Genomic DNA, 23,801 nt, shown 5'->3' with positions numbered 1-23,801 from the left:
AGGGCTGACTAACATTTTTTTAAACGTCTTAACGAGGATGAATTGCTCGATTACCATTATTCTAGAAATAGTTGTTATCCTACCAATTTAAGGATGTTTTATAAGAATGATATAAAACCATTATAAAAGGATGAATCGAATTAAAATAAAAAATTATTCATAATAATTGTATTAACTATAAATCAATCTTATAAAGTATATCTTTAATTAATGTTTTAAGGCTATTTTATTATTCAGGTGATCTCTTGATTCATTATATGAAGATTTTTTATATTAATGTGCATTACTATAAACTATATATATTATAACGTAACTATAAAGATATTCGTGTGATGATGCTATTCTTGGTTTTACATACTGTAAATGATATCTGAAAATGAAAAGGTGTAATTTAATATAAGAAAATAGCACTTCTATTCGATTTTTTATTTTTATTTGTTGGTAAGCAATGAAAATAAGAAAAAGCATTCTAATATTAAATTGATTGATAAAACCAAAAAAGGATAAAGTTATGAAAAAAACAGTTAGGTTGATTGTTAAAATAAAATTGAAACATATTTTAATTGATAATGTCTTAAGGTTTAGAGTTAAAGAGGATATGATAAACGATTATCAGCTAAAGAATTATCATTTCATCCCAGCTATGCCAGATTCGTTTGTTATGAAGCTTAGTAATAATAATAACAAATTGAATACAGAAAATCTTTTAGGTATCTATTATGTTGACTTAAAAAAAGAGGTTACTGATGAACAATTGAATAAAATAATCAAAAAGCTATCATTGCTTCCTTATTTTGAATATGTTCAGAAAATATCAGAAGTACCGCCTCCAACAGTATCATTACAAACTTCTTCATATGATACGCCTGATTTTACCTATCGCCAAACTTACAAAAATGGATTTATGGGTAATTATAGCGGTATCGATATGGAATATGCATGGTCTCTCGGTATTGCAGGTCAAGGTATTAGAATTGCAGATATAGAGTGGGGTTTTAATTTTGATCATATTGATTTAAAAAGAGAGAGTTTTATTCAATTAATCCCACTGACAAGACATGAGCATGATTATCATGGAACGGGTGTTGCGGGAGTATTGTATGCAAAAGATAATGGTTTTGGTGTTACAGGTATGGTCCATGATGCCGATGTTCTATATGGTGTTACTGAATACATTAATGGTGATGGCGCTCGCCCAACCTGCATCGCGATTGGATTAGAACAATTAAGGGCGGGGGATGTTTTTTTATTCGAAATGCAGGAATATCATGGAGAACCTGCGGATTATAATAAAGCCGTTTGGGATATGATTAAAGTGGCGACCGATGCGGGTATTATTATTGTCGCGACAGCAGGTAATGGTAATTGGGATTTAGATAGCGAGCAGTTTGCCGAGTATCGAAGTTGGGGAGACAATGGCGTGATTATGGTGGGGGCGGGAACCGCAATAGGCCGTAATAGATGCAATTTTTCTAATTATGGAACAATGGTTCATGTACAAGGATGGGGCGATTGGTCTGTTGTCACAACAGGGGGCGGGAACTTATATAATGGCCTCCCTGATGGCGATAATGATTATACAAATACTTTTTCTGGTACATCTGCCGCTGGGCCAATCGTGACTTCCGCAGTTGTAGCGATTCAATCTTGGTATAAAAGAGAAACAAACAATGTTTTATATCCAGAGGAAATGCGAAATTTACTGATTGAAACGGGTCTTGCCCAAGGTAATGAAGTCCATGGTCATATCGGGCCTTTGCCTAATATTAGGAATGCGATTGAAAAGCTAGAAAAATCTATTACTTATTTTAACGTTATCAATAATGAAAATATTTACGCAAATGAAATTAATTCTTATCTTAATAATTATCAAGTAGTTATTATTAATTTTGGCAATGGCAATTGGAGTAATACAACTTATATTCCTGCGGCATCGGGATTTAATATGGGTAAACGAATCTATATTAATAATTATGCGACACTTGATGCAGAAGTCTATTTTAACTTTAGTTCAACTCCTGTTGTTTTAGAAACGAATGAATCTATTTCGTTGGTTTCTGATGGTGAAGAGTGGAATGTCAGATAATAATTCATGTAAAAAAAGATAATTTATTATCGCTTTCTATTTTAATAAATACTATTAAGCATTTAATTGTGATGAATACCTATCTCAATACTTACCAACACGGAGGGTATTGAGTTGGTATTCTTTAACTTATTTATTGACTAATGAGTATGTCAATATTTGATAATGTTATATATTAAACTCTATTTTCAATGCTCATCTTATGAGATGATTCGGGGTGTTAAATTAAGGAGATATTCTGATATTTTTATACTGCATTATGTTATTAAGTGTAAATGTAGTTATTGATAGGATAGGTCTCCATATAGTGGAGTTATGACTGCCTTACGCTGGAACATCAAAATACGAAAATAAAAGTGTTTGTCTTTAATTGAAGGTTTGAAAATCATTAATGATTTTCAATTTTGCAAAAAAGGAAGTCAGTTGTGAAAAAGCTACAAAGATTAATTGTTAAGGTGAAATCTCGCTATTTATTAATCAATGATGGATTGAGCATTAATATTAAGGATTGTATTAGAGAAGATAATCCATTAAAGAATTTATATTTTATTCCTGCTATGCCAGATTCTTTTATTAGAAATAATAATAAAAATAATAAAGTTAATACAAAAAGTTTAGTTGGTATTTACTATGCTTGCATTAAAAAAGAAATGAATGAAGAGCAACTCAATGCCACAATAAACGCGTTGTCAATGTTACCTTATTTTGACTATATCCAAAAGATACCGGAAACGTCCCCGTTGCCTCCAGCAGTTTCAATAAATAATACTTTTTGTGATTCTCCTAATTTTACGCATTACCAAGATTATAAATATGGGAATAGGGGACATTATTATGGTATCGATATGATGTATGCGTGGTCTCTTGGTATTGCGGGCCAAGGTGTTAGGATCGCTGTTATCGATTGGGGTTTTAACTTTAACCATATTGATTTAAAAAGCGCGCGTTTTGTTGAGTTAATTCCATTATCAAAGCATGAGTTTGATTACCATGGCACGAATGTAGTCGGCGTATTATATGCAAAAAACAATGAGTCTGGAATTACAGGCATGGTCTATGATGCCGATGTTGTGTACGGTGTTACTGAATTTACAGAGGGTTACAGCACCCGGCCGACCAATATTGCGATTGGATTAGAACAATTAAGGGCTGGCGATGTTTTTTTATTCGAAATGCAGGAATATTATGGAGAGCCCGCAGATTACAATAAAGCTATTTGGGATATGATTAAAGCGGCGACCGATGCCGGTATTATCGTGGTCGCGACAGCAGGTAATGGTAATTGGGATTTAGATAGCGAGCAGTTTGCCGAGTATCGAAGTTGGGGAGACAATGGCGTGATTATGGTGGGGGCGGGAACCAAAATAGGCCGTAATAAATGCAGTTTTTCTAATTATGGAACAAGGGTTCATGTACAAGGATGGGGTGACTGGACTGTTGTAACAACGGGGATTGGCGATCTATACGATGGTGTGCCGGCCGGTGATAATGATTATACGCATACTTTTGCGGGTACTTCATCTGCTGGCGCTATAGTGACTTCTGCGGTTGTAGCGATTCAATCTTGGTATAAAAGAGCAACAAACCATGTTTTATATCCGTTGGAAATGCGAAACTTGCTGATTGAAACGGGGCTTGCTCAAGGGAATGAAGTTCGTGGTCATATCGGTGCGTTGCCAAATATTAGAAATGCCATAGAAAAACTCAAAAGGGTCATCATTTATTTTGATATTAAAAATGATGAGGATATTTATGCGAATGATATTAAAGGATACCTGCAAGAACATGAAGTCGTTATCATCAATCTTAGCGATAGTGAATGGAGTGAATCCATTTTTATTCCAACAGCATCTTTACTTAATAAAACGAAAAGAATTTATATCAACAATAATTCTCAATATACCTCCGAAGTGTATTTGAATTTTAGTGATAATCCGCGTTTTTTGAAAAAAAACGAATCGATCTTATTAGTTTCTGATGGTCAAGAGTGGCGTAATAGATAAATAAAACATAAAAGATTGAGTTTTATTTAAGTTAATCTATCAAGAAAGAGTGACTAAACCGAACATTTTTTATTTGCTGGATAGCGGTTCTACAGTGAGACTAAGAGATAAAGGATAGGGATACAGGAAAATCGCAAAAGCAGCGCAATAATCAGTGATGAGATGTTGAGATAAAATAGTCTCTAACCTTTTATTTTACGAAATTTATATATTCGATATGTTGTGGAGTTTGCCGTATTTAAAGCATGAAATTGAGTCATTAATAGCAATAATAAAAATTGCTAATAGGCTCTATATAGGTAAATACGGGTATGAACATTGAAAAAAGCGATAAAGCGACTTGCTGAGGTGCCATTTATGTAAATTCCTCACGACATGCTAGGAAAGGGATAGTATCATGGCTATCCATTAGCTTTTTATTATACTCGGAATTTTTATTGTGACCTCATTTGCTGAACTTAACACGCTCCCTGAAGAACAACTTACCAACCTCACTGAACTAGGTTACTTAACGATGACGCCCATTCAGGAAGCGGCGTTACCCGCTATCCTGGCGGGCAAAGATGTTCGTGCACAGGCAAAAACAGGGAGCGGTAAAACAGCCGCTTTTGGATTAGGTATTTTACAACATATTGATGCGAAACAGTTTAATACGCAATCTCTCGTTCTATGTCCAACCCGTGAATTGGCAGATCAAGTCGCGAGTGAACTACGTCGTTTAGCACGTTATATGGCCAATATTAAAATTTTAACCCTGTGTGGTGGGGTGCCATTTAGTGTGCAACGTGATTCTTTGATTCATGCCGCGCATATTATTGTGGCGACGCCAGGTCGACTCCTTGATCACTTAAGTAAAGAAACAGTCAAACTGGATGCGCTGCAAACTTTAGTATTGGATGAAGCTGACCGTATGTTAGATATGGGATTTGCTGATGATATTGATGAGGTGATGAGTTATGCCCCTGTCGATCGCCAAACACTATTGTTCTCAGCAACATGGCCGGAAACTCTTCCTGCGATGAGTCAACGTATTCAGCGTAATCCAGTAACGATTGAAATAAATACTGTCGATGAATTACCCGCGATTGAACAGCAATTTTATGAAGTTGCTCGCCATGAAAAAATGGATTTATTACAGAAGTTACTGAGTCAACAACAACCCGCTTCTTGCGTTGTCTTTTGTAATACCAAAAAAGATTGCCAAGCAGTCTATGATGCCTTGAATGAAAGTCGTCAAAGTGTATTAGTTCTTCATGGTGATATGGAACAGCGTGAACGAGATCAAACATTGGTTCGCTTTGCTAACGGTAGTAGCCGTGTATTAGTGGCAACGGATGTAGCAGCACGTGGCCTTGATATAAAATCACTCGAAATGGTGATTAACTATGAGCTGTCATGGGATCCTGAAGTGCATGTTCATCGTATCGGTCGTACCGCACGAGCTGGGGAAACGGGGCTAGCGATCAGCCTGTGTGCTCCCGAAGAAGCTCAACGTGCAAACGTGCTAGAAGAGATGTTGCAGATGAAGCTTAACTGGAAACAACTGCCAACAGGGTTAAGTATCACACCGCTTGAAGCGACAATGGCAACCTTGTGTATTGATGGTGGTAAAAAAGCGAAAATGCGTCCGGGGGATATTTTAGGTGCTTTGACTGGTGATCTGGGCTTTGAGGGCGCGGATATTGGTAAAATCACTCTTCATCCGACACACGCTTACGTTGCGATAAAACACTCTATTGCTCATCAAGCATGGAAACAATTGCAACAAGGTAAAATTAAAGGCAAATCAGTGAAAGTGAGATTGCTAAAATAAATTATAACGGCGGGCAATATGCTCGCCGTTTTTGTATAAGCCTATTAGATGGGTCGATAACATATGAAGATAGCACTTATTGGTTCTGGAAAAATAATCATGTCAGCTTTAGATGCTTTAACAGAGGTTTCGGGCATTGAGGTGATGGCTTTATGTGTTCGAGCATCAAGTATTGCAAAGGGGGAAGCGATCTGTCAGCAATTTGCTATCAATAAACTTTACACAGATTACGAGGCGCTATTACAAGATACAGAAATTGACGTTGTTTATATTGGCTTGCCAAATCATTTGCATTATAGCTATACGTTTCAGGCATTAATGGCAGACAAGCATGTCATATGCGAGAAGCCATTTACGCCAGAATGGCAGCAGTTACAGGAGCTTGTGCTGTTAGCGAAAAAAAAGAGACTGTATTTATTTGAGGCGATTACGGCAATACACACCCCAGGCTTTCATTTCATCCAACAATATATCAATAAAATAGGGGAAATAAAGGTTATACAAGGCAACTATTCACAATACTCAAGCCGATATGATGACTATTTACGTGGTAGCGTGCATGCAGCATTTGATCCACAGCAAGCCGGCGGTGCTCTATACGATATTAACCTTTATAATATTTATGTGTTATCTGCACTAATGGGCGCTCCTGATAATAGCCATTATGTGTGTAATAAAGGTTATAACGGCATCGATACCTCAGGGATATTAACACTACAATTTGGTTCAGCCATTGCCGTGTGCTCAGGTGCAAAAGATTCTGCTAGTCCAGGTTACTTTATTATTCAAGGGACTAAAGGATACATCCGGGTCGAAGGTGCACCGAGTCTTTGCCAATCTGTGGAAGCTTGTATTGAAGGTCAGGTGACCTCAGTTGCGCATGAAGCATCAACTAATCATATGATATTTGAATTCGCTTTCTTTCGAGATCAAATCGCATCGCAAAAGTTGACGCTATGTTATGAACTGCTCGAATTAGCGCTGACGGTTTCAAAAATACTCCATAAATCAAGAAATGATGTGGATATTTCTTTTTCCTGACTGTATCAGTGACTCAGGGCATCGCTGGCAACCTTGATATCCATCGTCAAAGCTGCCAGCAATAACATCAATCAAAATCATTTAGAACGAATATAAAGACGCAATAGATTGCCCCAGTTTTTCGGCAAGTTCTGAGGATGCATATCTATCCATCACAATCTCGATATAAGCCGCACTGTCTTGAGATTCTGCATGTTGAATTGCCTTATCTAATTCATCACAGGTGGTGACTTTTTGACAATACCAATCATTGCAGCCAAGCGCGGCAGGTAATTGAGCATAATTCCACTGTGGCAGGTCGTTGTAATACGCTTCAGGATCTTTACAGAGTAAACGTTCAATAAGATAACCATCATTATTAAGCACAAAAATAATGGGTTTTAGGCCAAAGCGAGCGAATTGACTGACTTCTTGCGCTGTAAGTTGATGGGAGCCTTCACCGGTGACTAAAATTACTCGGCGGTGTGGTTCGGCGATTGCAGCTCCAAAAGCAGCAGGTGTCGCCCAACCGATCGAACCCCATAAGGTTTGATTGTGGAACTGTGCATTTTCAGGAAGCAAGGCAAACCCTAATCCCATTGAGGCAGTTCCTGTTTCCGCGATAATAATATCATCTTTTTTAAACATTTTTTCGAGGCGAGGGTACAAATAATCCGCCGTAATTTGCCCATTTTCACCTTGGATAGGCGCCCCAAGATCTTGAGCTTTGATACCTGGGTGATTTAATGCTGGAGCCAGTTGCTTAAGTTGAGCGAGCACGTCATGCATATAGACTTGCGGATAAATGGCTGAGCCAACCTTAACATGATCCGCAAGAATATTAATGCGGTTTTCTGGGCGGATGGTTGCGGTAAAGCTTCCGGAGTTAAAATCTGTCAACACAGCGCCAATTCCCATCACACAATCACAACTTTCAACAAAGTTGCCAACTTGTGTGTTCATCAATTTACCATTGTAAATGCCCATATAAGATGGATTGGACTCGCTGACAATACTTTTATCCATAAACATCGTGGCATAAGGTAATCCTGTTTTATCAATAATTGCTTGAACATCATCGGCATAGCCTAAACGAGCACTTAAGATACCAGGAATAATACAGGCTTTTTGGCTTGAGTTGAGTTTTTCCAAAATAGCAGTAACGGCGGATGATAATGACTCACTATTACTTTTATGAATAATGGTTTCTTCAGTGTTTTTATCTGCTATAACGGGCATTACTGCATAGTCTGATGGTAATCCTATGTAAACCGGTCGACGCTCATGAAGAGCCGTCGCTATCAAACGTTCTGTTTCGGCAATGCAGTTTTCAGGTGTCAAAATCGCATGAGCACAACTTAAATGTTGGCTCATCTGATAGAACACGTCGAAATCACCATTACCAAGTGTATGGTGGACTAAGCGATGGTTTTTTTGTACACCACTGGTAGGCATACCAACTAAATGAAAAATAGGAAGATGTTCGGCATAAGATCCAGCAATACCGTTTAATGCACTTAATTCACCGACGCCAAATGTTGTAGAAAGGGCGGCAACGCCTTTAATACGCGCATAGCCATCTGCTGCATATGCTGCATTCAGTTCATTGCAGTTACCTATCCAGCGCATATTCGTGCTTTCACAGACGGCATCCTCTATTGGAAAGGCATAATCACCTGCAACACCAAAAATATCATTGATGCCGATCTCATTTAGACGAGCTAAAACATATTCGATGACGGTTTTATTCATTATATTATCTCCTAATACTTAATATGGTCGATAATTCTGCTTTTTATTAGTTTTAGCGTGGATTTTTCTTTAACGGAAATTATTTATAATTATTCTATCTATAACTAAAAGTCATAGGGGGAGCAATGGATATACGTTCATTACGCTATTTTGTTGAGGTCGTACAACTGAATGGGTTTAGCCGAGCGGCAGAACACTTATTTGTCACCCAGCCCGCCATTAGTCGTAGTATAAAAAAACTGGAGCAAGAGCTTGGTTATACATTATTAGTCAGAGAATTTGATGGGGTCAGACTGACAGATGAAGGCGAGATTTTATTCAGTCATGCAAAACAAATATTGATGCAATTCCATAGTATGAATAAAGCACTCAAAGAAAGAGCAGGGCCGTTATCTGGCGTTTTAAATGTCGGACTTCCCCCTGTGATTGCATCGACGTATTTTGCTGACATTATCATGGTGTTCAGTCAACGTTATCCGCAGATAGAATTAAAAATTATTGAGCTTGGCTCTCGTAAAATGATGGAGGCGATGCTGAAGGGCGAAGTCGAAACCGCCGCAGTCATGCTCCCATTCGAAAATGAACAATTTGATTTGCATGTTTTTTCATCGGACCGACTAATGTTACTGGTGAGTGAACAGCATCCATTAGCGCTGCACAGCTCGGTAAAATTTGCAGAGGTTGTCGATGAACCATTTATCTTTTTCTCAGATGATTTTCGAATTAATGAACTCGTCACTAGTGCGTGCGGTATTTATGGGAAAAAGCCTACGGTTGTGGGGCGTAGTGGCCATTTAGATTTAGTTACTGCAATGGTGAGAGCAGGTGTCGGCATCACCTTGCTGCCTGATAGTATGTGGAATAAAACGCGGGCTGATGGTTTATCGATCATCCCTGTCGTTGAGCCAGTACTTTCGTATGAATTAGCATTAGCAACACTGAAAAATATACCGCAAAGCCGTAGAGCGAAAGCATGGCATGATTTGGCGATAGAAATGTTGTAGTTATTGTAAAGATTATAGATATCAACATACTGTGACTATTTCTATGATTTTTATCCCCATAAAAAGTGGTGGCCTTTTTATTGATGGATATCGAGGTAGTAAAATCGGCCTGATCCTTAAAATAAGCCATCCATAGTTAGATTTTCATCAATAAATAAGTCACAATAGTTCCATTATCTTTATTGATGTAAGTAATGGAATCATGGCAAGAAAACCAAAAGAGACAAAAGTTGAACCATTAGAAGTTATTCTGTGGAAATCAGCAGATAAGCTGCGTAAGAATATTGATGCTGCCGAATATAAACATGTTGTTCTTGGACTGATATTCTTAAAATATATTTCTGACTCTTTTGAGTCGCATTATGAAAAGCTCAAAAAAGGTGAGGGTGAGTTTGCTGGTGCAGATCCTGAAGATCGCGATGAATACATGGCTTATAACGTTTTCTTTGTTCCAGAGAAAGCCCGTTGGTCAAACCTTCTCAGTAACGCTAAACAACCGAATATTGGTAAATTAGTCGATGAGGCAATGGAGGCGATTGAAGAGGATAACCCGCAACTAAAAGGGGTGCTTCCGAAAGTTTATGCACGTCAAAACCTTGATGCGACGGTATTAGGGGAATTGATTGACCTTATTGGTGATATTGCTTTAGGGGATGCGAAATCACGTTCCGCTGACGTCTTAGGCCATGTTTTTGAATATTTTTTAGGTGAGTTTGCTCTTGCGGAAGGTAAGCAAGGCGGCCAGTTCTATACACCTAAATCGATAGTTTCTCTATTAGTGAATATGCTTGAGCCTTATGAAGGTCGTATATTCGATCCATGTTGTGGTTCCGGCGGTATGTTTGTGCAGTCTGAAAAATTTGTCGAGTCACATCAAGGAAATATCGATAATATTTCGATTTATGGGCAAGAATCTAACCAGACCACATGGCGTTTGGCGAAGATGAACTTGGCTATCAGAGGCATTAACTCTGAACAAGTGAAATGGAATAGTGAAGGCTCGTTTCTTAATGATGCTCATAAAGACCTACGTGCTGACTTTATTATTGCTAACCCACCGTTTAACGTTTCTGATTGGTCTGGTGAACAGTTGCGCAAAGATGCTCGTTGGCAGCATGGAGCTCCGCCTGTAGGTAATGCTAACTTTGCATGGATGCAGCACTTCTTGTATCACTTGTCACCAAAAGGACAAGCCGGTGTTGTATTAGCGAAAGGCGCATTAACGTCGAAAACTTCAGGCGAAGGCGATATTCGTGCAGCATTAGTTAAAGATGCCAATGTAATCGATTGTATTGTTAATCTGCCTGCTAAGCTGTTTCTTAATACGCAAATTCCAGCGGCATTATGGTTTATGCGTCGTGACCGTAAGAACTCTACTCAATATCAAGATCGGAGTGGTGAAATTCTGTTTATTGATGCGCGTAATCTTGGTCATTTAATTAATCGCCGCACTAAAGTGTTATCCGATGATGATATTAAGCTAATTTCGGATACTTATCATAATTGGCGTAATAAAGACGGTGTTTATGAAGATGTTGCGGGTTTTTGTGCATCGGTTTCCGTTGAGAAAGTGGCTGAGCTGGATTATGTGCTAACTCCAGGTCGTTATGTAGGACTTGCCGATGAGGAAGATGATTTTGATTTTAAAGAGCGCTTTACCCAGTTGAAAGCGGAGTTCGAAGCTCAATTAGAAGAAGAAGCAAAACTCAATCAAGCAATTGCTGAGAATTTGGCGAAGGTGATGATATGAGTGAGTGGCAAAATGTGACTCTTAAACAGTTAGTCAAATTTGGAAATGGTAAAAGTAGACCAAAAGAAAAAGGAAAAATACCTGTTTATGGTGGTAATGGAATATTAGACTTTACTGATAAGTATAACTATGCTGGTGAAACACTGATTATTGGTCGGGTAGGGGCGTATTGTGGGGCAACGTATTTAGAGAAAAGTCCTGTATGGGTTTCTGATAATGCGTTATCAGCCAAAGCCTTAGATAATAATAATCCTGATTATTTGTATTATTTATTTAAGTATTTAGATTTAAACCAGTATGCTCAGGGTTCAAGTCATCCTTTGTTAACTCAGACATTATTAAATGCAATTGAAGTAGAAACAACACTTGATGGTATAGAACAAAAAGCTATCGCCTCGGTGTTATCTTCGTTGGATGACAAAATAAATCTTCTTCATCGTCAAAATAAAACTTTAGAAGCTATGGCGGAAACGCTTTTTCGACAGTGGTTTGTGGAAGAGGCTAACAATGTATGGCCCTTAGTACCACTTAGTTCATATATTAAATGTATTAATGGTGTTTCTTACAAAAGTTCAGAGTTAAAAGATTCTTCTACAGCTCTTGTTACATTGAAAAATTTTTCACGCGATGGAGGGTTGAGAGCTGATGGATTTAAGGAATTCGTTGGTAACTATAAAGAATCTCAGCTAGTTATTGATAAAGATATTGTTGTTGCCCATACTGACTTGACTCAGGATGCGTCTCTAATAGGAAATCCTATCTATGTTCAAAACATACATAACTATACCAATTTAGTCATAAGTATGGACTTAGTTAAGGTTGAGCTAATTTCAGACTCTTTGACTAAAGAATTCCTATTTTATTTGTTAAAAAGTTCTGATTTTAAAGAGCACGCTCTCTCTTGCTCAAATGGCTCGTCTGTGATCCATTTGAGTAAAAAAGCATTACCCAGCTTTATATTCAAATTACCACCGAATATTCTGGTAACTAAATTTACGGATATAGTTCAATTATTAAATCACAAAGGAAGTGATAATCAAAAGCAAATCCAAACCCTAGAAAAACTCCGTGATACCTTACTTCCTAAACTGATGAGTGGGGAAGTGCGCGTAAAATATACTCCAGAAGCAGAACAATAATTGTAGTAGGCAGCGTGAATTGAACGCTGCTTTTTTATTACCTCTACCTGATAGGATGATAATAATGTCAAAAATGACGGAATCCGATATTGAAAAAATGGCGATTGAGCAATTACAACTGTTAGGCTATAAATATGTTTATGGTCCTGATATAGAGCCAACAAGCATTAATTCATTACGCGCCTACAACCAAGTCATCCTTCAGGAAAACGTATTAACAGCATTAAAGCGTTTAAATCCTCATTTAAGCGAAGAAAAATACCAAGAAGCACTGAAACAAGTTACACAAATAAACTCCCCAGATTTAATGAATAATAACCTCAATTTTCATCGTTTATTGACGGAAGGAATTAATATTGAGGTGACCAAAAATGGTCATACACAAGGTGAATATATTTGGCTGGTGGATTTTTCACAGCCCGATAATAATGAATTTATTGTTGTTAATCAGGTAACCATTAGAGAAGATCGTAAAGAGCGTCGACCTGATGTAATTATTTATATTAACGGCTTACCGCTTGTCGTTATTGAACTAAAAAATGCGACTGATGAAAATGCCACGATAGAAGGGGCATATAAACAAATAAAAACCTATCAACAGGATATTCCTTCCTTATTTACCTACAACGCTTTTAGTGTTATTTCTGATGGATTGGAAGCCAAAGCTGGAACGTTATCGGCTGATTTTGAGCGTTTTATGGCATGGAAAACCGATAATGGCATGACTGAAGCGAAAAGAACGCAACCACAATTAGAAGTATTAACGCAAGGTTTACTAAATCCAGTGACCTTACTCGATATGATCCGCTATTTTATTGTATTTGAGTCGAGCAAACAGGAAGATAAAAATGGCATTATCTCGATCAAAACGGTCAAAAAAATGGCCGCTTATCACCAATATTATGCAGTGAACGCAGCGGTACTTTCGACAATACGTGCCGCAAATGTGAATGCAGACTCCCCGTCAGCAGAAGTTGCATTACGTTATCAAGGGCGTAATAAGCAGCACTTAGTACAAGAACAAAAAATAGGTGATAGAAAAGCAGGGGTTGTTTGGCATACACAAGGTTCTGGTAAATCGCTTTCTATGGTGTTTTATACCGGAAAAATTGTATTGGCACTCGATAATCCAACCGTAGTGGTTATTACAGACCGTAATGATTTAGATGATCAGCTTTTTGGTACCTTCTCATCTGCGGTGCAATTATTACGTCAAACACCAAAGCAAGCCGACAACCGCGAAGAATTGAAAGAATTACTGAAAGTTGGTTCGGGTGGCGTGATATTTACGACTATTCAGAAATTCCAACCCGATACGGGTAGCAGTATTTATGAATTACTTTCAGATCGCAGCAATATTGTGGTCATTGCTGATGAGGCGCATCGTTCTCAATATGGTTTTGGTGCAAAAGAGGTTGATGTTAAAAATGAACAAGGAGAAGTTGTTGGTAAGCGAACCGTTTATGGGTTTGCTAAATATATGCGAGATGCGTTACCTAACGCAACCTACCTTGGATTTACAGGAACACCGATTGAAAAAACGGATGTGAATACACCAGCTGTATTCGGTAACTATGTTGATATCTATGATATTGCCCAAGCAGTGGAAGATGGTGCAACAGTACCGATTTATTATGAAAGTCGCTTAGCCAAAGTCAAAATTAGCGAAGAAGGCAAACAGCTTATAGAAGCTTTTGATGAGGAATTTAGTGAAGAAGAGCTCACATTGACTCAACAGCAGAGAGCAAAATGGGCTCGTATTGAGGGAATTATTGGTAGCAAGGAACGAATTAAAGCGATCGCTGAGGATTTAGTGACCCATTTTGAAGAACGTTTAGTCGCGAATGCTAATCAAGGTAAAGGCATGATCGTGGCAATGTCACGTCGTATTGCTGTGGATTTATATAATGAAATAGTTGCGTTAAAACCTGAATGGCACAGCGATGACCTTAATGACGGCGTGATTAAGGTTGTGATGACATCTTCTGCATCTGATGGACCTGAAATTTCTAAACATCATACAACGAAAAGAGATCGACAGCTATTAGCTAACCGTATGAAAGATGAGGATGATAAACTTAAATTAGTCATTGTCCGAGACATGTGGCTCACAGGATTCGATGCTCCAAGTATGCACACCTTATATATCGATAAACCGATGAAAGGCCATAATCTGATGCAGGCCATTGCACGTGTTAACCGAGTGTATAAGGATAAATCAGGTGGGTTGGTCGTTGATTATTTAGGTATTGCGGCTGATTTAAAATCGGCGCTATCTTTTTATTCGGATGCGGGGGGGAAAGGTAAACCAACCTTAGATCAGGATGAAGCCGTTACTGTGATGCAGGAGAAACTAGAAATTCTGCAAGGAATGCTATTTGGTTTTGATTATAGAGAGTATTTTACTGCAAGTACTTCTCGTAAATTAGCCATTATTTTAGAAGCAGAAGATTTCATTTTAGGGCTGGATGAAGGTAAAGGAAAAATACGTTTTCTCACCGCAGTGACAGCATTGTCTCAAGCATTTGCCCTCGCGACTCCTCATCCCATAGCAATGGAATCCACACCCGAAATCGCTTTTTTTCAAGCGGTGAAAGCGCGCTTGGTGAAATTCGATAATACGGTTGGAGGAATAACAAGTAATGAAAATATAGAGCTAAGAGTTAAACAAACTATTGATCAGGCATTAGTGACTGATACAGTTGTGGATGTTTTTGATGCAGCTGGAATTAAAAAACCGGATATATCAATTCTGTCTGACGAGTTTTTAATGGAGATGCAAGACTATCAACATAAAAATATTGCATTAGAAACATTGAAAAAGCTATTAGCAGATGAAATAAAAGTTAGAACCACCACTAGTATTATTCAAGGTAAAAAACTAATGGAAATGCTTAGTGGAGCGATAAAAAACTACCAAAATAAAATTTTAACGGCAGCTGAGGTTATCGATGAGTTAATCAAATTAGCTAAAGATATTAACAAAGTAGATGCAGAGGCAAATGAGCTGAAATTATCGCCATATGAATATGCCTTTTATACTGCGGTTGCTGAAAATGACAGTGCTAAAGAGTTAATTGGTAAAGATAAACTGAGAGAACTCGCGGTGGTTTTGACTGAAATGATTCGTAGCAATGTAACGTTAGATTGGACAATAAAAGAATCTGCTAGAGCAAAAATCCGAGTGATCGTAAAACGCTTACTTAACCGCTATGGCTATCCGCCCGATATGTCATTGTTGGCAACAGAGACTGTACTGGCACAGGCTGAATTACTATCAAATGAACTATTAAGTTCGGAGTGAATGAAGCTCGATTTATATTTATGCGCTAATAGCGAAGAAGGGGCACTAATGGAGTGCCGGAGTGAGATAAAAGTGAGCTAATAATCTAGTGATGATAGTATCACTTTAAGCTAAGTAGACAAGGATGTCTTTGCACTATGGATAAAACAAAAAATTATCGTCTCTCTTGTTATTAATGACCGCACTCTATAAAGATATACCTATTTATCGTTAATAAACGTAATCATCTTATCTAAATCTCGAAAAATATTAGTTGATTATCAATAACACGAGTCATGATATAACGAGTAAAATCGATGCATAAGAATAAAGGCTGATATAATCAATGTTACTCTATAACTAATAATAGGCTTTAATATTTATGATGATTAATAAAATATAGACATAAAATTACTGATTAATTAAATGATAATATCAATAAGATGAAACTTTTTTCATGTGCTCACTTAATAACAGTTTTTATTGTTATGTTTTATGATAAAGATAAGAAAATGAAGTCATTAGTGAGAGAATATACGGATATCAATCATAATAAGTATTAAATATAAGGTTTTTCTTCCTGTTTTATTTCCTGCAAAGCTATTTGTTTTTATTTTTTACTGTAAAGGTGTTTTTTATATTCTATGCTATAGTTTAAAGAACTACAGATATCAAAGAGGAATTTTATCTCTAGTAGTGGAGCCCATTAACGGTATTTTATTGTTATATAAATATTAAATATGGGCATCATTTTAAGAATGAATAATGATTTTAATGAAATGTTTTTATGGATTATCGATAATAGAAAAATCAATTAATGGTGATAATTAAATGTGATGAGGTGAATTTATGAGTAAAATAACAATGGTGATAATGGTTTTATTAACGACTTTTTTATTAGCATGTCAAGATAGCATCATCAATAATGAAGAGGGTGAGGTAAGTTCAAGTCAAGAAATCTTATCAAACAATGATACAGCTGTAGAACGTTAAAATATAACTCAATCAATTCATTATAAAGTGAATTTATGATTGGTGCTATATGAACAGATAATAGTATTATTTATATTGAAAATTAAATTCCTATATAGAAGCATAGAAAATGCTATTTGATATTGTTATTTCAATATCTTGGGTATTAAAGTTAATCCAAAAAACAAGCAAAATAGAAGGAGGAATATCATTGGAATTGTAGGGAAAAATGTGAGAGTAATGAGAATGGCTCATGATGTCTATAAAATAACTGAATAAGATTTATGTATATTCACTCAATGATTTTTTAGTATATTTAATAATGAGCCTATTCTTAATAATAAATACAAAAAAAGTCATTGTCACTAGCCCCATGTAATGGATTTTACTGTGGGTAATATAACAAAAGCAAACTGATATGATATATTTTAACGTGTGCTTTTTGTTTGAGTAGTTCTTATGATTAAATATCATAATTATGTTTGCTTGTTAGGGGGTAATTAAGTTAGTCTATTTATCATGATGATGGTCAAATGTATTTAAAGTGATATTTTTGTTAATTTAATTTTAAATGCCATTCTCTATATCATGAATACAAAGGCGCAGATTTATTCACGAAACGCTAAGCGGTTTCTAAAAAATATTTTCCCTACTAACAAAATAACGGGTAATATTGTTGCCTAAGTCAATTTATTGTCTATCCATGATGCACGGTTATCATTAAAAGACACTGACATCTCTGTCTATCCCCCTAAATTGTATTTGAGGTATATTCCTTTATCGATGGCTATTTATTGAAGGGAAATGTAGGTTTACTTACTCTTAGGGAGACAAGACGATAGAACATATGCGTTAGTAAGAGGGAATATATTATGGCAGAGCCGCAGTATTTATTTGGAGAAATACCTTTATCACGGGCAGCCTTTGAGCGTTGGTTAAAATCAGAATTTACGATAGCAGAAGCATCAGGTCATGCCCAGAAATTACAGCAACAAACCATTGCTCAATCGTTTTTAACTTATCTCAATGCCCCTTCAGATGAATTACGCTTTTTGTTGTTACATGATAAACAGCAGGCAGTTTTACGTTGTGGATTATGGTTAGTATCGGATGAGCTTAGTGATAATATTTTACATCTTGTTGAGATTTTAAAAACAACGGCCTCTTTTGTTGCAAGAAATACTACCGCGACGGTAATATATGGTGAAAATATCGCAGGTACTTTGATTGTTGAAAAAGACAAATCAATCCTATCAGATAAAGTCACTCGTTTTGATACTCCAAACTGGGCACAGGAGTGGTTGCAAGAGCTTGAGGATGCCAGTGAAGATAATATAAAAAAATGGATTGATAGCAAATTATGGAATCAAACTAAACGTCAGTACAATATATATTTGCGTAATGCGACCCCAGATAACCGTATTCATATTAAAAACACAGATTTCTTCTCTAATGGAACTCAGGTTGTTAGCTGGGAAAATGAGGTATTGCCTAATGCTAATCCTTTCACGTTTAAGCGCATATTTACCGATAGTTTAAACAATATCTATTCTGACAATAATTCGGTATGGCTGCATCCTAAACTATCGTTAAATATGCCCATATTGATAGATACGAATTTATTAGGAAAAACGATTCGTTTGCTTGAGGGGGATTACGACACTGACTTTATATTACAAATTGACAATACATTATGGTTTTCTGTGATAGAAAATCGTCAATTTAAGCTTGGCGCTATCACCGTGGATATGGCAACTTTTCAAAAAATCAATGATAGCCATTATATCGATAAAAATGCTTTTTACGGCTCAAACCACCAGCAGGGAGTTTTTAAAATTGAAGGAGTCGACCCTCGTACTGTGACAAAATTTGACAACATATTTTCAATATCGGGTAATCAAGTCTTTTATTATAACGGTGTGTTAGAACATGCTGACGCAGCAACATTTCGCCAACAAGAAAATTATTATCTCGATAAAAAACATGTCTGGGAGGGAACAAAATTATTAGAAGGTTTCGATCCCCACAGTTTTGAAATTGTTGATTGGCGTTTAGGGTTAGTGAAAGATGCTAACAATGTTAGGATTTGTTGGAAAAATATAGAGAACGCTGATGCGTCAACAGTAGAACTCATTGATGTTTATCATGGGGCTTATTGGCGTGATAAGCAGCATATATGGTACTTCAATCAACAACTTCAACCATTAACACTACCTGATGATGGTGAATTATATTTTTATCCAAAAAGCAATTTTTGCCGTGTTGGGCAAAACATCTGGTGTCAGGCACATTTACTTGAAGGTGTTGATGTTGAGACCTTTACAGTGATTAAGCCTACTATTGGGCGTGATAAAAATTATTATTACTACGAAGAGCATCGATATACACACCAAGAGTATGCGGAAAAGGATGTTGAGCGTTATTACACTTTTGGTTAATTCAACAATGAGTATTTAGATAATAAGTGGCCAAGGTCACTTATTATCATGATGACTCGCTAAAAGAAGTTATGCATTGCTCATCATTTACTTGATAGCATTGTTGTTCTAGCAATCACATCATACTGTTCTCTTTGAAATTAATCTTTTCTTATCTTTCGAGTGTTAGAGATAACAGTCTATTACTATTGAAACTATTTTGTCAGTGAATAAATATACATCGCCTTTAATTAAATAATATATTATTAGCCTCTCTTTATGAAAATTTAGGATGATTATAGTTAGATTCTCTATATTGTAATGGAGAAGTTAACATTAACGATTTTACTATGCTTATGGCCGTAAGAAATTACAGATACACAGAATTATTTACAGGGCCTATCAAAGGCGACGGTATTTGGTCACATCAGCCCAATCTTTCATTTGCAACCATTCTTTTGCGATGATTTGAAGTGTATTTGCAGATTCGTTTGCTTTTCTGATCTTATCTAGTTGCTTAGCTTGTGTTGGATTAATCCCTTCTGATACGAGCTTTCTAGCATCATCACATTTAGATCTGGCTTCAACTAGTGTTACCAATGGGTAGTTGCCTAATGCCAGCATGCTCGATTTTCCATTTATTTGAAAATGAAACTGCCAGCTTTTTTACCATTGGGTTTCACTTCAAGGTACAAACCGTTGAAGTCATTGATACGGAAAGTTTTTCTTTAGATTTTGCTGTTCTGTATTTTGTGTCAGTAAATATAATAAATTCAAGTAATTATGTGGGTTTATATGATTATACTCACTGAAAAAAGAGAAGATAAATAAGCAATATATTTATTTAGGTGTGAGTTTTCATGAAATTCAGTGAGACATTAAACAGCATAAAACCATAGTAATATTATGAATTTTATGCTGTTTTTAAATGATGCTTAATGGGACAATCTAAAACTAGAGTATAGGCTTACACATTAAACCGTTAGGTTTAGGTTATTTAATTGAATCATAATGATTTTATTTTAAGGTTTATATTTTGTACTCAGCGGTGTACTCATTTAGAGAAAAGTATCGTATTAAACTTAGTGCTGATAACATTATCTAAGTAAAAGTATATCAGCATAAAGGCTATTCATAATAGGGAGCACCTGAATAAAAGCGTAACTCTAGACTATTCATTAATACCCATTTCTTGGTATGTGGTGTTAGGTAACTAATTGTTGTAAGAACAGATTGTTCCCATTTTGATGAGTAATGAGTACAGGTTGTGGTGATTCACTTGCTAAAGACAACACCACTCCATACCTTACTAAGTCGCTTATCCCTAGTAGGGCATCAGCATCATAAAAATATTCAGAAAGACAAGCCATGTTTTGCTGAATATAACCCTGAATACATTCCCCTTTATTATTATCACTAATATTACTATGCCAGATGGCGGTTAATTGCTCTCCACTTAATTGAAATTCACATTGTGTTTTCAATGCATCAGAAAAAGATTCTTTATCCGTAGATATTGGGCGCAGGATCTTCGCTTTGATAGGTACTCTTAAACTCTCGTAGAATCCTTGAGGGGCGAGTAATAGACTAGCGGCCTCTTCACTCGCCGTTGAGTCTAATTGAAATGCTAAAATAGCGTATAACTTAGGTTCAAAGGAGTTTTCATACAGTGTCAATAGCCATTCACTGAGAGACATGTATGGTAATATTTCAACAGACTCAAGCGTCAATGATAAGCGTTCGGCTTCCTGCTCAATAAGTTCCGTCCAATTAGTCCCACTTTCTTCTGCTTGCCAATACAGTGTTATCGGCTGTGTGAGAGCGTGTTGATGATAAAATGCCGCGATTGGGGCAAGCAATTTTTGTATCGCCGTTTCTTGTTTTTCCCATGAAGAAAGGGATTTCAAGGCGTTTAGTGTCAATATATTATCTTTATTGATTGGTAATGAAGATAAAGGTACGCCCTCTAGTTTCTCTTCATCGATTTGAGTTAATCGTGAATGCGTTAATAATCCAAGGTGCTTACCCGCCCAATAACGCCATTCATTGTGGGCGTCATCTAACATATTCGTAAAAAGTTGATGACGATAAGCCGTGATTGAATAAACAAGTAATCGGATGAACAAGATAATGATCACCGGAAGAACAACAAATAAAGCGATTATTTGATTGTTACTGATTTCGCTAGACAATACGGTAATTGAAGATAAATACACGCCAATACCAAATCCAGCAATACCAATGAGAACAACCAAAAACAACCAAAGCCCCACACGCGGTAATGGAGGCTCTGGTGGATGCTCTAAAGAGGGGATTTTCCAACTCATCATGACTGTTCACCTGACGAGGAAAGGCTCGCAATGAGGGTACAGCCACATTCGGTTTGAAAACCATTCAATGCCGCTTGGCGACCGGATATTAAAATGCGCGTTGATCCGGGTAAAATGGCATTGACACCATGTCCTTTTTTCGGACAACTGACTTTATCTCCCACTAAGGCAATGGGCTTACCGTACATCATCGAGCCAGAAGCGGAAATAACTTCGCCGCCATGAGTAGTTTTGTCACCTAATCGAACAAGTGCGCGCATGTTAAGATCCTTTTATTGGTTATCCTGTTGTTTTTTATATTCAAAGGTGCCATCCCATTCTGGTAATTCAGCAGGGGGGAGGGGCACGATTTTATCGATATCGGGGAATGTGGCGGTTTCGTCAGATGCGTCAATTTCTTTGACTATAGCCGCATAGCGAGCTGAGCGTACCGGATCTGGCTTAACCGCTAGATAATAATAGTCTTTTGATGTAGTCGCTAAATCAAATACATCAGAGAGGGTTGATGCGGCATCACGATTTCCATTTTTTGTTGATAACTGGAAATAAATACTAGCTTTAATATTATTTTTTTCAACATTGCGCATATAACTAGCGAGTCGATATGCCGCATCTCCATGCCCCTGCATAGATGCACAATCTAACATGGATTTACCTATTTCAGGATGATATGCAGGATTTTTCTTATCGGATACTCGTTTAGAAATAAAAATATCACCAATAACATATTGAGCTTCAGGGTTACCTAAATCTGCAGCTTGACGAAAATAAGCTAACGCTTTCGTTCTATCAGCAGCTACACCATAACCCGTGTCTAGATAATGTCCCATTTGGTAATAACCATAGCTGATATTCAATTTAGCCATTTTTCGGATAATATCCCACACTTCTTGCGCTGGACCTTTACCTTCAATCGGAGGCACTTTGCCATAACTGATTAAATTACTGAGATTCAGCATCGCTTTAGGATGGTTTCGCTCCGCGGCTTTGCGGTAAAGCTCGCCAATTTTGGCATAATCACGTTGATATTTATTAATTTTCTCAAGCTCATGGGCTTGTTTAAACCAAATATCCGCTTCCGGATCAACGGGTGGTAGCGTGTCTTTTTCATACACACAGGTGAAGGCTAAATCGGGTTCTGTTTTTTGAGTTACAATGGTGTCCTTTTTATCAATGGGTTTACAACCCATCAATAGCAAGCCTAATACGACGACAGCATATTGACAGGCTAGATGGTTAGAGGATAAAAAGGAACAAGTCATGATTATTGTCCTTCAACCTGTTTTTTATATTCAAAGGACCCATCCCACTCAGGGAGTTCAGCAGGGGGGAGGGGAACGATTTTATCGATATCGGGGAACTTGGCGGTTTCGTCAGAAGCATCCATTTCTTTGACAATTGCTTCATAACGGGCTGAGCGTTCTGGGTCTGGTTTAACCGCTAGGTAATAATAGTCTTTTGGTGTTGTGTCTATTTTAAATGTATCAATGAGTATTGAAGCTGAGATTCTATGTCCATTTTCCGATGCTAATTGAAAAAATTCTAATGCTATGTCAAAGTTTTTTTCCACACTCTTATAAAACATCGCTGCTGTAAATGCAGCTTCTTTATTACCTTGTTGAGCAGCACAAGCAAGCATTTTTTTTCCAATTTCAGGTTGATAAGCAGGATTGTCTTTATCTGATAAACGTTGAGCGAGAAAAATATCACCAATAACATATTGCCCTTCTGGGCTGCCTAAATCGGCAGCCTGCCTAAAATAAGCTAACGCTTTCGTTCTATCAGCAGGTACACCATAACCCGTATCGAGATAATGTCCCATTTGGTAATAACCATAGCTGATATTCAATTTAGCCATTTTTTGGATAATATCCCACACTTCTTGCGCTGGGCCTTTCCCGCCAATCGGGGGCACTTTGCCATAACTGATTAAGTTACTTAAGTTAAGCATGGCTTTAGGGTGATTACGCTCTGCGGCTTTGCGGTAGAGATCACCAATTTGCTTATAATCTCGTTGATGTTTATTCACTTTTTCAAGCTCACGCGCTTGTTTAAACCAAACATCCGCTTCCGGATCAACAGGGGGTAGCGTGTCTTTTTCATACACACAAGTGAAAGTTAAATCAGGTTCTGTTTTTTGAGTCACAGTGACGTCCTTTTTATCGATAGGCTTACAGCTCGTCAGCAGAATAAATCCCAATAATAATGCGATTTTTATTTCTATGTTCATCA

At 37.1% G+C, this 23,801-nt stretch carries 15 protein-coding genes and 1 pseudogene; 10 read left to right on the top strand and 6 right to left on the bottom strand.

Going from position 1 to position 23,801, the window contains the following annotated elements; all coding sequences use genetic code 11:
• The first annotated feature begins 511 nt into the window (after positions 1-511).
• From G3341_RS11380 to G3341_RS11365, 4 genes are all read left to right on the top strand, one after another.
• Entirely contained in the window at positions 512-2,086 is a 1,575-nt protein-coding gene (locus G3341_RS11380; RefSeq protein WP_154635656.1) for a S8 family serine peptidase, read from the top strand.
• 425 nt (positions 2,087-2,511) lie between these two features.
• Positions 2,512-4,089 (top strand): S8 family serine peptidase, encoded by a 1,578-nt coding sequence (locus G3341_RS11375; protein ID WP_154635655.1) that lies wholly within the window; start codon positions 2,512-2,514, stop codon positions 4,087-4,089.
• Positions 4,090-4,528: 439 nt separating this feature from the next.
• The gene (gene dbpA / locus G3341_RS11370; RefSeq protein WP_163861939.1) at positions 4,529-5,902 is read left to right on the top strand and encodes an ATP-dependent RNA helicase DbpA; all 1,374 of its coding nucleotides are present in this window, start codon (positions 4,529-4,531) and stop codon (positions 5,900-5,902) included.
• Positions 5,903-5,965: 63 nt separating this feature from the next.
• Positions 5,966-6,943, top strand: coding sequence for a Gfo/Idh/MocA family protein (locus G3341_RS11365; RefSeq protein WP_163861936.1), 978 nt, complete (start codon positions 5,966-5,968; stop codon positions 6,941-6,943).
• A gap of 81 nt (positions 6,944-7,024) precedes the next feature.
• Here G3341_RS11365 and G3341_RS11360 read toward each other — a convergent pair whose 3' ends face one another.
• Positions 7,025-8,674, bottom strand: coding sequence for an alpha-keto acid decarboxylase family protein (locus G3341_RS11360; protein WP_163861933.1), 1,650 nt, complete (start codon positions 8,672-8,674; stop codon positions 7,025-7,027).
• 125 nt (positions 8,675-8,799) lie between these two features.
• Here G3341_RS11360 and G3341_RS11355 point away from each other — a divergent pair, with 125 nt between their 5' ends.
• The 6 genes from G3341_RS11355 (at position 8,800) to G3341_RS11330 (ending at position 19,260) form a co-directional block, all read left to right on the top strand.
• Positions 8,800-9,678, top strand: a complete 879-nt coding sequence (locus tag G3341_RS11355) for a LysR family transcriptional regulator (RefSeq protein WP_154624116.1) — start codon at positions 8,800-8,802, stop codon at positions 9,676-9,678.
• Positions 9,679-9,880: 202 nt separating this feature from the next.
• Entirely contained in the window at positions 9,881-11,428 is a 1,548-nt protein-coding gene (locus tag G3341_RS11350) for a type I restriction-modification system subunit M (protein ID WP_163861930.1), read from the top strand.
• Entirely contained in the window at positions 11,425-12,567 is a 1,143-nt protein-coding gene (locus G3341_RS11345) for a restriction endonuclease subunit S (protein WP_163861927.1), read from the top strand. Before G3341_RS11350 ends, G3341_RS11345 begins: the two co-directional genes overlap by 4 nt.
• A 64-nt stretch (positions 12,568-12,631) precedes the next feature.
• Positions 12,632-15,871: a type I restriction endonuclease subunit R gene (locus G3341_RS11340; RefSeq protein ID WP_163861925.1), complete on the top strand. Its 3,240-nt coding sequence runs from the start codon at positions 12,632-12,634 to the stop codon at positions 15,869-15,871.
• 828 nt (positions 15,872-16,699) lie between these two features.
• Complete coding sequence (locus G3341_RS11335) at positions 16,700-16,843, top strand: hypothetical protein (protein ID WP_163861923.1); 144 nt, start codon at positions 16,700-16,702, stop codon at positions 16,841-16,843.
• An 851-nt stretch (positions 16,844-17,694) separates the two neighbouring features.
• Entirely contained in the window at positions 17,695-19,260 is a 1,566-nt protein-coding gene (locus G3341_RS11330; RefSeq protein ID WP_163861920.1) for a DKNYY domain-containing protein, read from the top strand.
• A 384-nt stretch (positions 19,261-19,644) separates the two neighbouring features.
• Here G3341_RS11330 and G3341_RS11325 read toward each other — a convergent pair.
• The 5 genes and pseudogenes from G3341_RS11325 to G3341_RS11305 all read right to left on the bottom strand — a co-directional run.
• A pseudogene (locus G3341_RS11325) lies at positions 19,645-20,005 on the bottom strand (Arm DNA-binding domain-containing protein); the annotation flags it as partial.
• A 439-nt stretch (positions 20,006-20,444) separates the two neighbouring features.
• The gene (locus G3341_RS11320; protein ID WP_154623089.1) at positions 20,445-21,569 is read right to left on the bottom strand and encodes a hypothetical protein; all 1,125 of its coding nucleotides are present in this window, start codon (positions 21,567-21,569) and stop codon (positions 20,445-20,447) included.
• Entirely contained in the window at positions 21,566-21,829 is a 264-nt protein-coding gene (locus G3341_RS11315) for a PAAR domain-containing protein (protein ID WP_154623088.1), read from the bottom strand. The genes G3341_RS11320 and G3341_RS11315 overlap by 4 nt, the downstream gene beginning before the upstream one ends.
• Before the next feature lie 12 nt (positions 21,830-21,841).
• A complete protein-coding gene (locus G3341_RS11310) occupies positions 21,842-22,831 on the bottom strand; it encodes an SEL1-like repeat protein (RefSeq protein ID WP_154623087.1) in 990 nt (329 codons plus the stop codon).
• Positions 22,832-22,833: 2 nt separating this feature from the next.
• Entirely contained in the window at positions 22,834-23,799 is a 966-nt protein-coding gene (locus tag G3341_RS11305; RefSeq protein WP_154623086.1) for an SEL1-like repeat protein, read from the bottom strand.
• Positions 23,800-23,801 lie beyond the last annotated feature (2 nt).

Source organism: Providencia vermicola (assembly GCF_010748935.1).
Lineage (GTDB): Bacteria > Pseudomonadota > Gammaproteobacteria > Enterobacterales > Enterobacteriaceae > Providencia > Providencia zhejiangensis.
Note: the sequence above shows the minus strand (reverse complement) of the source record. Positions and strands in the feature narration are given on the sequence as shown.

What these genes read in the sequence shown, in the direction of transcription:
- G3341_RS11380 (WP_154635656.1), top strand. Translation starts at nt 512, where the DNA reads ATGAAAAAAACAGTTAGGTTGATTGTTAAAATAAAATTGAAACATATT.
- G3341_RS11365 (WP_163861936.1), top strand. Translation starts at nt 5,966, where the DNA reads ATGAAGATAGCACTTATTGGTTCTGGAAAAATAATCATGTCAGCTTTA.
- G3341_RS11360 (WP_163861933.1), bottom strand. Translation starts at nt 8,674, where the DNA reads ATGAATAAAACCGTCATCGAATATGTTTTAGCTCGTCTAAATGAGATC.
- G3341_RS11355 (WP_154624116.1), top strand. Translation starts at nt 8,800, where the DNA reads ATGGATATACGTTCATTACGCTATTTTGTTGAGGTCGTACAACTGAAT.
- G3341_RS11350 (WP_163861930.1), top strand. Translation starts at nt 9,881, where the DNA reads ATGGCAAGAAAACCAAAAGAGACAAAAGTTGAACCATTAGAAGTTATT.
- G3341_RS11345 (WP_163861927.1), top strand. Translation starts at nt 11,425, where the DNA reads ATGAGTGAGTGGCAAAATGTGACTCTTAAACAGTTAGTCAAATTTGGA.
- G3341_RS11340 (WP_163861925.1), top strand. Translation starts at nt 12,632, where the DNA reads ATGTCAAAAATGACGGAATCCGATATTGAAAAAATGGCGATTGAGCAA.
- G3341_RS11335 (WP_163861923.1), top strand. Translation starts at nt 16,700, where the DNA reads ATGAGTAAAATAACAATGGTGATAATGGTTTTATTAACGACTTTTTTA.
- G3341_RS11330 (WP_163861920.1), top strand. Translation starts at nt 17,695, where the DNA reads ATGGCAGAGCCGCAGTATTTATTTGGAGAAATACCTTTATCACGGGCA.
- G3341_RS11320 (WP_154623089.1), bottom strand. Translation starts at nt 21,569, where the DNA reads ATGATGAGTTGGAAAATCCCCTCTTTAGAGCATCCACCAGAGCCTCCA.
- G3341_RS11315 (WP_154623088.1), bottom strand. Translation starts at nt 21,829, where the DNA reads ATGCGCGCACTTGTTCGATTAGGTGACAAAACTACTCATGGCGGCGAA.
- G3341_RS11310 (WP_154623087.1), bottom strand. Translation starts at nt 22,831, where the DNA reads ATGACTTGTTCCTTTTTATCCTCTAACCATCTAGCCTGTCAATATGCT.
- G3341_RS11305 (WP_154623086.1), bottom strand. Translation starts at nt 23,799, where the DNA reads ATGAACATAGAAATAAAAATCGCATTATTATTGGGATTTATTCTGCTG.